At 48.5% G+C, this 14,319-nt stretch carries 9 protein-coding genes; 2 read left to right on the top strand and 7 right to left on the bottom strand.

Features of this window, described 5'->3' with window-relative positions:
• The first annotated feature begins 485 nt into the window (after window positions 1-485).
• Together N774_RS0110480 and N774_RS0110475 are read left to right on the top strand one after the other, a co-directional pair.
• The gene (locus N774_RS0110480; RefSeq protein ID WP_024861203.1) at window positions 486-2,591 is read left to right on the top strand and encodes an efflux RND transporter permease subunit; all 2,106 of its coding nucleotides are present in this window, start codon (window positions 486-488) and stop codon (window positions 2,589-2,591) included.
• Window positions 2,592-2,626: 35 nt separating this feature from the next.
• Entirely contained in the window at window positions 2,627-5,344 is a 2,718-nt protein-coding gene (locus N774_RS0110475) for a hypothetical protein (RefSeq protein WP_024861202.1), read from the top strand.
• A 106-nt stretch (window positions 5,345-5,450) separates the two neighbouring features.
• Here N774_RS0110475 and N774_RS0110470 read toward each other — a convergent pair whose 3' ends face one another.
• From N774_RS0110470 to N774_RS0110435, 7 genes are all read right to left on the bottom strand, one after another.
• A complete protein-coding gene (locus N774_RS0110470) occupies window positions 5,451-6,788 on the bottom strand; it encodes an aspartate kinase (protein ID WP_024861201.1) in 1,338 nt (445 codons plus the stop codon).
• 333 nt (window positions 6,789-7,121) lie between these two features.
• The gene (locus N774_RS0110465) at window positions 7,122-7,619 is read right to left on the bottom strand and encodes a GNAT family N-acetyltransferase (protein ID WP_024861200.1); all 498 of its coding nucleotides are present in this window, start codon (window positions 7,617-7,619) and stop codon (window positions 7,122-7,124) included.
• A gap of 123 nt (window positions 7,620-7,742) precedes the next feature.
• Window positions 7,743-10,382: a cation-translocating P-type ATPase gene (locus N774_RS0110460; RefSeq protein WP_024861199.1), complete on the bottom strand. Its 2,640-nt coding sequence runs from the start codon at window positions 10,380-10,382 to the stop codon at window positions 7,743-7,745.
• A 768-nt stretch (window positions 10,383-11,150) separates the two neighbouring features.
• Window positions 11,151-11,306 carry a cyclic lactone autoinducer peptide gene (locus N774_RS18835; RefSeq protein ID WP_080770476.1) on the bottom strand — a complete coding sequence of 52 codons (156 nt, stop codon included), beginning with the start codon at window positions 11,304-11,306 and terminating at the stop codon, window positions 11,151-11,153.
• Window positions 11,307-11,522: 216 nt separating this feature from the next.
• Window positions 11,523-12,854, bottom strand: a complete 1,332-nt coding sequence (locus tag N774_RS0110445; RefSeq protein WP_024861197.1) for a sensor histidine kinase — start codon at window positions 12,852-12,854, stop codon at window positions 11,523-11,525.
• A 3-nt stretch (window positions 12,855-12,857) separates the two neighbouring features.
• The gene (locus N774_RS0110440; RefSeq protein WP_024861196.1) at window positions 12,858-13,583 is read right to left on the bottom strand and encodes a LytR/AlgR family response regulator transcription factor; all 726 of its coding nucleotides are present in this window, start codon (window positions 13,581-13,583) and stop codon (window positions 12,858-12,860) included.
• Window positions 13,580-14,167, bottom strand: a complete 588-nt coding sequence (locus N774_RS0110435; RefSeq protein WP_024861195.1) for an accessory gene regulator B family protein — start codon at window positions 14,165-14,167, stop codon at window positions 13,580-13,582. The genes N774_RS0110440 and N774_RS0110435 overlap by 4 nt, the downstream gene beginning before the upstream one ends.
• Window positions 14,168-14,319: the final 152 nt, after the last annotated feature.

The raw sequence follows: 14,319 nt of genomic DNA, 5'->3' as shown, positions 1-14,319 counted from the left end.
TCATAATTTTGCGAAGCAAAATTATGATTTAGTTTAGAGTTTAGAGTTGACAGTTTTGGTGTCGCCTACGGCGACAATATTTAAATAATGTGAGCGAAGCGAACACATTAACTCTCAATTCTCAATTCTCAACTCTCAACTTTGCGCTGAATTATGATCTGACTTTCTTTTATTATATCCCCAAAAATCGAGCCTGTCAAGGGCATAAAAGTGACCAACGGTCACGGCAAATCTGCGGCAGAATTGTGCAGGTCTACAAAAATATGACCGAAAGTCAGTTTTTTGTTAAAACTCGGTTGACTATCGGTCAGTTTTGTAATATACTATGAAATAACAAGAACACGGGCGTATATTGAATGTCCGCGGAGTCACTCCTCTTTCTGTTTCCTTTCCCAAAGCAGCAGTTAGCTTATTCTCCTAAAGGTATAAAAGGCTCGCGGACTTTCAATATACGCTCGGAATAACATATAGAAAGGAACGATATTATGCTAAAATTCGGTGAATGGATCGCAAAGCACCGCGCACTGATACTTATATTCGGCGTGGTAATGCTTCTGCCCTCGGCAATGGGCTATCTCAACACCCGTGTTAACTACGATATACTGTCCTATCTGCCAAAGGATATAAACACTATGGTAGGTCAGGACATTCTTAAAGATGAATTCGGACAGGGCGGCTTCTCCCTTGTAATGGTGGAGGGCATGAGCGACAAGGACGTGGCGGCGACTGCCGAAAAGATAGAGGGTATCGACCACGTTTCAAAGGTGCTCTGCTACCAGTCCCTTACGAACTGCACTATCCCGAAAGAAGTGCTCCCCTCAGACGTGTACGACTTCTTCAACAAGGGCGACAACACCATGATGGCGGTATTCTTCGACGATACCACCTCTGCGGACGGAACTCTGAACGCAATTGAGGAAATGAGAAGCATCACCTCAAAGCAGTGCTTCATCAGCGGTATGTCGGCAATAACCCTTGACATGAAAAAGCTGACACAGAGCGAAACTCTTATCTACGCAGTCATCGCAGTTATCCTCACAAGCATAGTCCTTACGGTGACTATGGATTCGTTCCTGATTCCGCTGTTCTTCATGCTGAGCATTGGCTTCGCTGTAGTATGGAACTTAGGCTCCAACATCTTCCTCGGACAGATATCCTTTATAACACAGGCTCTGGCAATGGTATTGCAGCTTGGCGTTACAATGGACTACTCCATATTCCTCTGGCACAGCTACAAGGAGCAGCAGAAGTACTACCCCGACAGCAGACAGGAGGCAATGGCTCACGCTATCGCGGCAACAATCACATCAGTGGTCGGAAGCTCATTCACAACAGTTGCAGGCTTCCTTGCAATGTGCTTTATGACATTCACACTTGGTCTTGACCTTGGCATAGTTATGGCAAAGGGCGTTGTATGCGGCGTTATCGCCTGCGTAACAATTCTCCCTGCAATGATACTCCTCTTCGACAAGGCTATCGCAAAAACCTCACACAGGGACTTCCTCCCCGAATTCAAGCGCACATCGGGCTTCATTGTAAAAAACTCATGGATATTCCTTACAGCGGCTATCGTGGTGCTTATCCCCGCAGTTTACGGCAACAGCCACTACGGCGTTTACTATAAGCTGGACAGCACCCTCCCCGCACACCTTGACAGCGTTATCGCCAACACAAAGCTTGCCGAGGAGTACAATATGAACAGCACACATATCCTCATGGTAAAGTCGGATATGACCGCCAAGGACGCAAACAAGATGCTCAGCGAGATGAAAGACGTTGACGGCGTACAGTTCGCAATGGGCTTCAATTCACTGGTGGGCTCGGCTATCCCCGAAGAGGTAGTTCCCGGTGAGATAAAGAGCATACTCAAAAGCGATGAATGGCAGCTCATGCTCATAGGTTCTGAGTATGAGGTAGCCTCCGACGCAGTAAATGCTCAGGTATCGGAGCTGAACAAGATAATACAGAAGTACGATCCCAACGGCATGCTCATAGGCGAAGCTCCCGCAACAAAGGACCTTATCACTATCACCGACAAGGACTTCAAGGTGGTAAACTTCCTGTCTATCGGAGCTATATTCCTTATCATAGCATTCACATTCAAGTCCGTATCACTTCCTGTGATACTCGTATCGGTCATCGAGCTGGCAATAATGATAAATCTTGGCACAGCCTGCTATACAGGCTCGAAGCTGTCATTCATAGCTCCTATCGTTATAGGAACTATACAGCTTGGCGCTACAGTTGACTACGCTATACTTATGACAACAAGATACCGCACCGAGAGACACAGCGGCAGGGACAAAAAGGAATCCGTGGGTATCGCTCTCAGCACTTCCATAAAGTCCATAATCACATCGGCTCTGGGCTTCTTTGCCGCAACAGTAGGCGTTGCACTCTACTCCGATATCGGACTTATCTCGGAGCTGTGCATGCTCCTTGCAAGAGGCGCTCTTATCTCCATGGTGGTAGTAATAACAGTACTGCCCTCAATGTTCATGGTATTCGATAAGGTCATCTGCAAGACCAGCGTGGGATTTCTTCCCAAGGAAAGCAAAAACAAGTACGAATACAGATTCAAAAATGCGTAAAACAGTGAAAGGCTTCATATAAAGGAGAGACAGATATGAAAAAGCTCAATAAGATAATGGCAGCCCTTATGGCAGCGGCAGTTTCCGCAGGTGCAACAGGTTCTATAGCATACGCAAACAACAGCAAGACAGAGGATACTCCCGCTGAGACAAAGGATAAGGCTCAGACCGCAGACAGCTCCTCAAGAGAAAATAACGGCGAGAGCGCCTACAAGGACGAGACAGTCTACGTCCTCTGCAACAGTGATTCTTCCGTTAAGAACGTAGTGGTAAGCGACTGGCTGAAAAATGCTCCTGCACTGACAAGTATATCAGATATCTCAGACCTCAGCGACATCGTAAACGTCAAGGGCGACGAGACCTTTGAGGTATCGGGCAGCAAAATAAGCTGGAAAGCAGACGGCGACGATATCTACTACAAGGGCAATTCCGATAAGGAGCTCCCTGTGGATGTGACTATGGAGTACTTCCTTGACGGCAAAAAGGTCGAGCCCAAGAATATCGTTGGCAAGAGCGGACACCTTGTTATCCGCTGGACATACAAGAACAATCAGAAAGTCAAGAAGAACATAAACGGCAGCGAAAAAGAGGTATACGTTCCTTTCATGGCTGCAAGCGCAGCTCTTCTCAGCACTGACAAGTATCTCAACGTTGAGGTGACAAACGGCAAGGTCATCTCCGACGGCGAAAAGCTCATAGTTGTGGGCATGGCATTCCCGGGACTGGGCGAGAGCCTTGACCTTGGCAGGATAGAGGGTCTGGACGTTGATATCCCCGAGAGCTTCGAGCTCTCCGCAGACGTTAGGGGCTTCGAGATGAATACCTCGGTTACTGTAGTTTCAAACGAGATATTCTCACAGCTTGATATTGACAAGTCTGTTGATATAGACGACGTAATGGGCAAGCTTAAAGAGCTCAGCGACGGCGCAGAAAAGCTCACCGACGGTACGGCTTCTCTCTATGACGGAGTCAAGAAGCTCAACGGCGGCGCAGGCGACCTCACCGCAGGCATCGACAAGCTCCTGTCAGGCTCTTCGGAGCTGAAAAACGGCGCGGCAGAGCTTGACAGCGGCGCTAAGAAGCTGACTGACGGAGCTAAGACACTCTCTGATTCCACAGGAACATTCGAGGCAGGTCTTGGCAGCGCAAAGGACGGCTCCGCAAAGCTGAAAGACGGTATCGGACAGGTAAGCGGCGGCGCAGCACAGCTCTCAGAGGGTATAGGCTCTGCTAAGAACGGCTCAGCGGCACTTGTTGAGGGCTTCGGCAAGGTCAGCGCAGGCGCAGACGCTCTCAGCAGCGGTCTCAAAGACGCAAAGTCGGGCTCCGACACTCTCACAGAGGGCTTCAAGAAAGTGGACGAGGGCGCAGCAGCTCTCAAAACAGGCGCTGATAAACTCAGCGGCGGCGTTGGCGCACTGGCAGACGGCAGCAAGCAGGTCAGGGACGGCTCCGCACAGCTCTCAACAGGTGCGGCTGCACTCAACGAGGGAGCAGCAAAGCTCAGCGAGTCCGCAGGACAGATGTCCGCAGGCATAGGCTCCGCAAAGAGCGGCGCTGACAGCCTTGCAGAGGGCATTGCAAGCGCAAAGACAGGTGCAGATGCTCTGACAGTAGGCGCAGATACCCTCAGCGCAGGAGCTTCACAGCTCAGCGACGGCATCGCACAGGCAGGAGCTTCTCTCGATACTACCATAGCCGCAAATGAGCAGGCTCTGGCAGCATTGCAGGCATTATATCAGCAGTCTCCCTCACAGGAGCTTGCTGTGGCAATAGGCACATTACAGCAGACTATCGACGGTCAGAAGCAGATATCAGCTTCCATGGCTGAGGGCGGCGCTCTCAGTACAGGAGCAGCTTCCGTAAAGAGCGGAGCTGCACAGCTTGGGGGCGGTCTGGGACAGCTCAGCACAGGCCTTGAAGCTGCACAGGGCGGCTCAGCAGCATTACAGCAGGGTCTGGCACAGCTCAATGACGGCGGTGCGGCACTGGCAGCAGGAGCTTCACAGCTCTCGGGCTCTACAGCACAGCTTTCAAAGGGCGCGGCAGACCTTAGCACAGGCGCGGCTGCACTTGACAGCGGTATCGGTACTCTTGCAGGAGGCAGCGGTCAGCTCATAGGCGGTCTGGACTCTCTCATAAAAGGTATACAGCAGCTCAGCGGCGGAAACGCTTCACTTAACGCAGGTCTGGGACAGCTCTCGCAGGGCGCTTTTGACCTCAGCGGCGGTATCGGTCAGCTCTCAAACGGCGCAGCTGCTCTTGACAGTGGTCTTGCGCAGCTCTCACAGGGCTCCCTTACACTGAACGGCGGTCTGGGACAGCTCTCAGCAGGTGCGGCAGACCTTGACGGCGGACTTGCAAAGCTCTACGGCGGCAGCTCACAGCTCAGCGGCGGCGCTAAGACTCTGTACGATTCAATAAAGCTTCTCAGCGGCGGCACAGGCAAGCTTTCAAGCGGCTCGGCAGCTCTTTACAGCGGTATAGGTACTCTCAAAGAGGGCGGCAAGACTCTTGCTGACGGTACACAGAAGCTGGAGGACGGCGCTAAGGAGCTCAACGACGGCATGATAAAGTTCAACGACGAGGGCATATCAGTTCTCACAGGAGCAGTTGACAAGGCGCTCCCCGAGATGATAGACACGTTCAAGGCACTGAGAGAGGCTTCACAGGAGTACAACAGCTATTCGGGCATCTCAGACAGCATGGACGGCAGCGTGAAGTTCATCTATCTCGTTGACGGTACAAAGTGATAAGAACTAAGAAGGGCGCACACTGTGCGCCCCTACAAGCTAACGGCTAAGGTTAACGACTAATAGCTAAAAAACCCGTGAACGATTTATCGTTCACGGGTTTTGCTTACTGCTTCTCTGAATTGATAAACATATCGTAGATACGGCGGATAGCCTCAGGGAGGTCGTTCTCGCTTACGCCGATGATTACGTTCAGCTCGCTGGAGCCCTGATCTATCATCTTTACGTTGATGCGTGCATGAGCCATAGAAGCGAATATACGCGCAACAGTACCGCGTGTGTTCTTCATTCTGCGTCCTACGACTGCAAGAAGTGCGATACCGTCCTCGATTTCCAGGTGGTCGGGATTGACTGCCTTGCGGAGATCAGCAAGCACCTTATCGCGTACAGGATCGAGCTTCTCAGTGCTGAGTGTAATGCTCATGGTATCGATACCCGAGGGCATATGCTCGAATGAAAGACCGTTGTCATAGAGGACCTTGAGCACCTTCATGCCGAAGCCTGTCTCGTTATTCATCATAGCCTTTTCGATATTGATAGTGCTGAAGCCCTTCTTGCCTGCGATACCTGTGATAGTGTGGCTGAGGCTCTCCTTGCTGAAGTTGTAGTCGTCGCTGACGATCATAGTACCTGCGTCCTCGGGAGCGTTGGTATTTCTGATATTGATCGGGATACCTGCTGAGCGAACAGGGAAGATAGCGTCCTCGTGGAGCACGGAAGCTCCCATGTAAGCCAGCTCGCGGAGCTCACGGTAAGTGATGACCTCGATTACGTCGGGCTTGTCAACTATTCTTGGGTCTGCAACGAGGAAGCCCGAAACGTCTGTCCAGTTCTCGTAGATATCAGCCTTTACAGCGTTTGCGATGATAGAGCCTGTAACGTCGGAGCCGCCGCGTGAGAAGGTCTTGATGAAGCCCTCGGTGGTCTTGCCGTAGAAGCCGGGGATAACAGCGTTGTCCAGTCCTTTGAGCTTCTCGCGTACAGCCTTTACTGTATCATCGAGGAGAAGTGTGCCGTTTGTATCAAAGATGATAACGTCGGCAGCGTCAACAAAAGTGAAGCCAAGGTAGTTTGCCAGCACCTTGCCGTTGAGGAACTCGCCGCGGCTTGCTGCGAAGTCCTTTGTGGGACGGTTCTTGAGCTCCTTGGTGATAGCGTCGAACTCGCTGTCAAGGGACATATCTATGCCGAGCTCGGAAATAATGCCGTTATAGCGGTCCTTTATCATCTGGAAGTCCTTGGAGAAGTCCACGCCGCTGCTTGCAAGCTCGCAGCACTTGTAGAGCATATCAGTTACCTTGATATCGTCGGAGAATCTCTTTCCGGGAGCAGAGGGCACAACGTACTTGCGCTGTGCATCGCTCTTGATGATAGCGGCTACCTTTCTGAACTGATTAGCGTCTGCAAGGGAGCTTCCGCCGAATTTAACGACCTTATTACTCATATATATCATTCCTTTATAATTGATAATTTTATAGCAATATCTATTATATGCTATTTCAGTTCTGAAATCAATTGACAGAAAGTCGAATTTCAGTACCGCAAAAACTGTGTTTTTGGTGAATACGCTTGTACGCCACTGACGGACAGGTGCGGTGTAAGAAAGAACTAAGAGCTAAGATCTAAGAACTAAGTAGGGGCGTCCGCGATTGAGTAGTGAGTAGAAAGTAGAGAGTAGTGTAGGGACGTGCATTGCGCGTCCCTATACATAACATTTAAGAAAGTGCGGATAATATCCGCCTCTACTACTTTCTACTCACTACTCTCTACTCACTCGTTATGGCTTAAACACCATATTGCATCTGCCCCAAAGCTCGTCCCCGTATGAGAATGCATTGGGAGTCGTTATCCTTTCGGTAAAGCCTGCGCTCTCATAGCACTTCCGCGCTTTTTCGTTGACAGTGAAAACATTGAGCTGTACAGCGTCTGCTTTCAGTATATCAATGCAGTACTTAGCGGCAAGCTGTATCATTTCCCTGCCATAGCCCTTGCCGCGCTGTGCAGGGTCTATCAGTACAAAAGCCAGCATAGCTTCGTTGCTGTCAAGGTTCACGCCGCAGCATATAAAGCCGACCACATTTCCGTCGTCTGTAGTCGCCACAAAGGGACAGTCCCCGTGCTTCGTGTACATATCTGCGAGGAACTTGTCAAAAGCGGTCCTTTCAAGAGGATAGGGAGCATGTTTAGCGCTCCACATGGCGTGAGTGCGTTCGTCTGTTACCCAGTCCTTTATAGCGTCGAAGTCGTGGCTCGGTATGTATGGTCTCAGTCTCATAATAAAACCTCTTTGTTAATGAGTAATTCGTAATGCGTAATGCGTAATTATTGTGTCCGCTGACGCGGACGGATAAAAAGTATGGACGCCCTTTGGGCGCCCATACTACTTTCTACTCACTGCTCACTTCTTATCAGCTGCTCTCTGGAAGCACTTTACTATCTCAACGATAGGAACTATGCAAGCGCCTGCAAGGAATGCCCAGAGGTAATTCATACCCGAAAGAGCTGAAAGTGAGAACATATTTCTGAGTGCAGGGATAAAGAGCACGGGGATTGTCAGTAAAGCTGAAAGTGCTATCGCACCAATGAGTACGAGGTTGCGCTTCTTCATGGTGAAGATAGAGCCTTTAAGGCTTCTCATATTCCATGCGTGGAGCATTTCGCACACGCAGAGTGTGATGAATGCCATTGTCATGCCTGCGCCGTGACCCTGTGTATTATAGCCTATAACGTAGGAAACCAGTGTGAGTATTGTGATAACTGCACCCTGCCACAGCAGATTTATGCCTAATCCGTCGGAGAAGATGTGTGACTTGCTGCTTCTTGGCTTACGGGACATTATGCCCTCCTCGGCAGGCTCCATACCCAGCGCTATTGCAGGGAAGCAGTCTGAGATAAGGTTTATCCAAAGCAGATGTACAGGATTGAATATTACGAATGAGCCCCCTGTGAGCTTGCCCAGACCAAGTGTTGCAATGAGTATGCAGAGCACCTCGCTGAGGTTGCTTGAAAGCAGGAACTGTATAGCCTTGCGTATATTGTCATAGATACGTCTGCCTTCCTCGACAGCGCCTACGATAGTTGCGAAGTTGTCGTCGGTGAGCACCATATCAGCAACGTTCTTTGTAACGTCTGTACCTGTGATACCCATACCAACGCCGATGTCAGCGCTCTTGATAGACGGAGCGTCGTTTACGCCGTCGCCTGTCATAGCAGTGGTCATGCCCTTCTTGCGCCATGCGTTTACTATACGCACCTTGTGCTCGGGCTGAACTCTTGCGTATACGCTGTAGTCCTGAACGTGTGCGTTGAACTCGTCATCGGGGATCTTTGAGAGCTCTGCGCCTGTGAGAGCCTGCTGACCCTTTCCGAGGATACCCAGCTCCTTTGCGATAGCAACGGCTGTATCTCTGTGGTCGCCTGTTATCATAACAGGACGTATGCCTGCTGTGCGGCAGAGCCCGATAGCGTCCTTTACCTCGGGACGTACAGGGTCTATCATGCCTGTCATGCCTATGTAGATAAGGTCGTGTTCAAGTCCTGCGGGTGATGTGTCTGTAGGGAGCTCGTCGTACTCGCGGTAAGCCGCAAGGAGAACTCTCAGCGCCTGATCAGCCATTTCCTTGTTGCGGCGGAGTATCTCAAGTCTGTCGGACTCGGTCATGATGCGGACGCCGCCCTCCTTGAACATATGGGTGCAGTTCTTCAGCACCTCGTCGGGAGCGCCCTTAGTGTACTGTATATAGCCCTTGTCGGTCTTGTGTACCGTGGACATCATCTTTCTCAGTGAATCAAATGGAGCCTCAGCAACTCTTGGTGTTGCAGCCTCCAGCTCATACTTCTTGAAGCCGCACTTGTGAGCGTAAGCTACGAGGGCAGCCTCTGTAGGCTCGCCTGCAACGGTGTCGTCGGAATTGAGCTGAGCGTCGCAGCACAGTGCCATAGCCTTTGCAAGGAGGTTCTTGTCGTCGGTATTTTCGTGAACGACTGTCATCTTGTTCTGTGTGAGAGTACCTGTCTTGTCGGAGCAGATGACCTCAGCGCAGCCAAGAGCCTCAACTGCAGTAAGTCTGCGTATGATAGCTCCGCGCTTGGACATATTTGTAACGCCGATAGAGAGAACTACGGTTACAACGGCTGCAAGTCCCTCGGGGATAGCGGCAACGGCAAGGCTGACTGCTATCATAAAGGATTCAAGGAAGCCGGGAAGCGTGATAGTTCCGTTCTTTACAAGCATCTGGACTATATTGAGTCCGAGGATTATTATACATATAACAAGTACAGCGATAGAGAGTATCTTGCTGAGCTGGTCAAGGCTTTTCTGGAGAGGAGTCTCATCGTCGTCGGCATTGGCGATAGCGCCTGCTATCTTGCCCATTTCGGTCTGCATACCCGTAGCAACTACTACTGCTTCCGCACGTCCGTAGGCGATACTGCTGCCCATGTAGAGCATATTCTTTCTGTCGCCAAGAGGTACTTCCTCGCCTGTGAGGATATCACTGTCCTTTTCCGAGGGCACGCTCTCACCTGTGAGGGCTGATTCCTCTGCTTTGAGTGCAGCTGCTTCAAGTATACGGCAGTCCGCAGGTACATTGTCGCCTGCTTCGAGAGCTACCACGTCACCGGGGACGAGGTCTGAGCTTGGTATCACCACAAGCTCTCCCGAGCGGTATACCTTGCTCTGTGCGGCACTCATAGCCTGTAATGCTTCGATAGCGGATTCCGCCTTGTTTTCCTGATATACGCCGAGAACTGCGTTTGCTATGACTACGAAGAGTATTATGAATACGTCCGCGTCAAGCTTGCCCTCCGAGATGATACCCGTAATGGCGGAGATCATCGCTGCTGCAAGCAGCACAAGTATCATGGGGTTCTTGAACTGTTCGATGAACCTTGCAAGCAAAGTAGGCTTCGGAGCTTCATCAAGCTTGTTTTTGCCAACCTTTTCAAGGCGCTTTGCAGCTTCTTCGGCAGTTAGTCCCGAAGCCGAGCTTTCGACTTCTTTAAGGACGGATTCTGTGGTTTCGAGATAGTGTTTCATGTTATTCCTCCAATATCCGTTTGTACAGCTAATGGCGGCGATATCCGCTTTATTGCAGTACTAAACAGATAATATTTTATCATTTACTTTCAAAAATGTCAAGATATATATGTGACTAAACTGTAAATTGCCGTGTAAAAACAAAAAAGTCCGTTCAATAAGAACGAACTTTTTTGTCGGGAGCTGAAGCGGAACTCCCTTATATGAAAAATCACTGTATGATTTACTGCGAAACAAGCAATTGAAAAGGAAATTCTGAAAAATGATTTTAGTCTTTCAAGTGTTTTATAGAGATGGTTTTTTTAAGAGAGATCTGAAAGCGTTATGTGTTCATTGTTTGTCTCGGATTAGTAACGGCATACCAATGATCATCACCGTGAAAAAAGGGGGTGACGGAAAAATGTTTGCTGCCGGGGGGCGACAGGTTGCATTTTTCCGTACAGGGATACGACTATTGGAAGTCTTTTGATGTGTTATGACAAGCGATGATATTAGTCACTTTGTTTTTGTAATGACATCATGCCTGCTTTTTAGGTTTAGCCGCCCGAAAAGTGACTACGCTGTCATTGCCTGTCGTATAGGATATATGATGCGTAGTATGCGATGTTTGTTAGAGATATGTTGGAGAGATCGTGGGGGATGTTAGTGGATAGGATTAGTGTAATCTGAAATGGGAAGATGGTTAATGTTATCAGGAAAATTTTAATGAAGTGTTTAGGATTAGATGGAAAATTTTTTAAGGGATCGATGTTTTATGTAAAGTAATGGTTAAAATTTTCTGAGTTTTCTGAGTTCCTTGGGGGGCTCTGGTTGATTAAACACCCATATGCAGGCGGAATTTGCATTCTGCTCTGCAGCCTTTACAGATTTTGAAACGATTGTCTTCATTATTTTGGATTTGACAGTATTCCGGTTTAGTTTCATAAGAAATACCTCCTGAATAATGATAGTGCAGGCACCTTTGGGGCGACGGCCTATATTTATATTATATTTCTGAAGCGATAAAAGTCAATAGCTTTGCACTAAACGCCGCCTATTTGCATTTTTATCCTTATAGTTCAAATTTAATGGTTATTTTCTGACGGTAATATTATTTTTGTTCAGCTTTAACGGTATATCAGAATCCAAACCCCGAAAAGTTCAGACTGATGCCTTTATTTCAGCTTTTTCGGACTGCTTTTTCTCAATGTCGTCGGGTATGGGAATGAGCAGCTCTGTAATGAAAAGGTCGTGTTCAACGTGGGCGTTGAAGCTTCCGTTGTATTTCTCGCAGGCGCTGCGTATATTGGAAAGACCTATTCCGTGGTGGTTCTTCTTTGTGCTCCTGAATTCGTTTTTAGCTGTGGTGGACACCTTGTCGAAGCTGTTTTCCAGATAGATGAAAACGAAGTAGTTTCGGCGTGTTATGGACAGCCACACGCGGCGCTTCTCCTCGGGGAGCTCGCTGCACGCTTCAAAGGCGTTGTCCAGAAGATTTGAGAATATAGCCGTGACGTCAAGGCTTGAGATAAAGCCTATATCTGTGAACTCTGCGTCCACGCGGAAGTCAACGTTCATTAATTCGGCAGTATCCAGCTTATTGTTGATAACTACCGTAAGGATAGGGTCATCGCACTCAAAGCGGGGCATGAGCTTGTCCAGCTCGGCGTTGAGCAGGTTCTTGTAGTGCTCGGCTTCCTCTGCCTTGTTGGCGTTTATAAGTCCGTCAAGGGAGGCGATGTGCTTCTTGACATCGTGTATTACGCGCCTTGAAGCGTTGTATTTCTCATTGAGCTCGTTATAGGCTTTCAGCTGAAGTACGGACTGCTGAGATACAAGCTCCAGCTCTCTTTCGGTTTTATAGGCTTTTGAGAGAGTTCGCAGGAGATAGGTGAGATACAGGTCAAGTGCAAGGAATATTAAAAGTGTGATGACAATGCCGTAGCCTGCCTTGGTCTTCATTATTGACTTGCACATATAGTGGAATACAACTATCTCGCCTATGATGAGCACGAAGAACATCAGTATCTCCTGTGTTCTTATGGAGCTGAATCCGCCCTCGGAAATATACAGTATAAAGCATTTTGCAACGGCTATCATGATTATCCAGCTCAGCAGCGAGCCTGCGATATACAGATTGAGTGTTTCCTGTATAGCCGTCGTTGACACATTCAGTATAAATGACAGGGTTATCATCGAGAGCATCTCGATTATTATCATTATGACAAAGAATATTGCATTATATATAAGGAAATTAAGGTATTTCGGCTTGTAGAACAGTATGGTCAGTATTAGCAGTGAAACATACGAACATGAAACGTTCAGTACGGGGATCGTCAGAGAATTTATGAAAGCGTGTCCCAGTGAGCCCAGAACCACAAATATTATCCGTAAAAACATTGGGTGTTTTCTTGGCTCATATATCTTTTCAAAGGTAATGAATGCGAATACGAACAACGCAACCGCTGAAATAAAATTAGCTGCAAAAAACATAGCTTACTCCTGTCTTATATAGTGCTTGATGAAGCGGCTGAATTCGTTCTGGAAATCCTTTAGCTTTTTCTGGGCGATCGGCACTTCCAGACCGTTTGTGGTGTATAGCGTGAAGTTGTTGAGCTTATCTATGTGTTCCATGTTTATTATGAAGCTTTTATGGGGAGAAACGAAGCTCTCTGAATTGATCAGAGCGAATATATCCGAAAGGCTTCCTCTTATGCGGTGAGTCTCTGACTTTGTGTATACCGTTATCCTGCGGTTGCCCGTATATTCAAACACGTATATGTTTTTCAGCGCCAGCAGCAGAGGGCCGTCCTCGCCCTTTAGCTGTATCACCACGTCCTTTTCGGAATTTTCCGAGAGATAGCGAATGAGCTCGTCCAGCACATTCCCTATCCTTTCGTCCTTAAAGGGCTTCACCACAAAGTCGAATGGGTGTACCGAATAGCTGCGCAGAGCGAACTCCGAGTGGTTGGTGACGTATACTATCCTTGAACGGCGGTCTATCTGCCGTATCATCTGAGCGGTCTTTAGTCCGTCGATGCCGCTCATTTCAATATCGAGAAAGATAAGGTCGTAGTTCATATCGGTCTCGAGGAGCTTTTCGCCGCAGCTGAAGCTGTGAACGTCGAACTCTACAGAGTGGGAAACGCTGTATTCCGATATGCACTTCTTGATCTGGGCGATAACGTCCTTATCGTCGTCGCATATAGCAATTGAGATCATTTCAATGTTCCTTTCCTGTTGGAGACAACGCCTGCCACAAGCATTATCCCTGTGAAGAATACCGCTATGGAAGCAGCTGCCATAAGCTTATAAAGCCTGAAAAATGCAAGTACAGCCGAAAGCAGTACCGACAAGGCGGCTGCTATGAGTGAACGCCTGCGGAATACCCTGCGCTCTGTTTCGTCAAAGGGCTTGCTGGGGGTATCCACAGGAGCAAACAATACAATAAAAAGTACGCCTGCCAATGTAAGAGCTAACGCAGTAATAAGTGAAACTCTCACATTGACCATGAAACGGGAAGCAGCAATGACCGTGCTCAGCACAGCCATGGAAAGTATAAAACAGCCCGTGCGCGTTCCGGCGTGGTATCCGCCGCAGCATGAGCGCAGGGGCGGATATGCTGCCATGAAGATGAGTGCCGCAGGGGCACTTTTGAATACGACAGCAGCTGCCAGCATGGCAGCAGATATAAGGAGCTTCATTATGTTCAGCTCCAGCCCGAAGCGGACGAGCTCTGCCTCATCTTCACTGACAAAGCCGTCCCTGAGCAGCTTTTCCATGATAGTATCTAATAATTTATCCATCCCTTAATCCATTATCCTAAACATGAGGCGTTTTGCCCCGAATTACTAATCAATTTAATTATATCATAATTTGGCAAAATGTCAAGTGAGAGTAAGCCTCTTTCCGAAAAACCGTAGATATTATTGACATAAATAGCACTATATGTTATAAT

This window comes from Ruminococcus flavefaciens AE3010, from assembly GCF_000526795.1.
Classification (GTDB): domain Bacteria; phylum Bacillota; class Clostridia; order Oscillospirales; family Ruminococcaceae; genus Ruminococcus; species Ruminococcus flavefaciens_D.
This window is presented reverse-complemented; position numbering and strand designations above follow the sequence as displayed.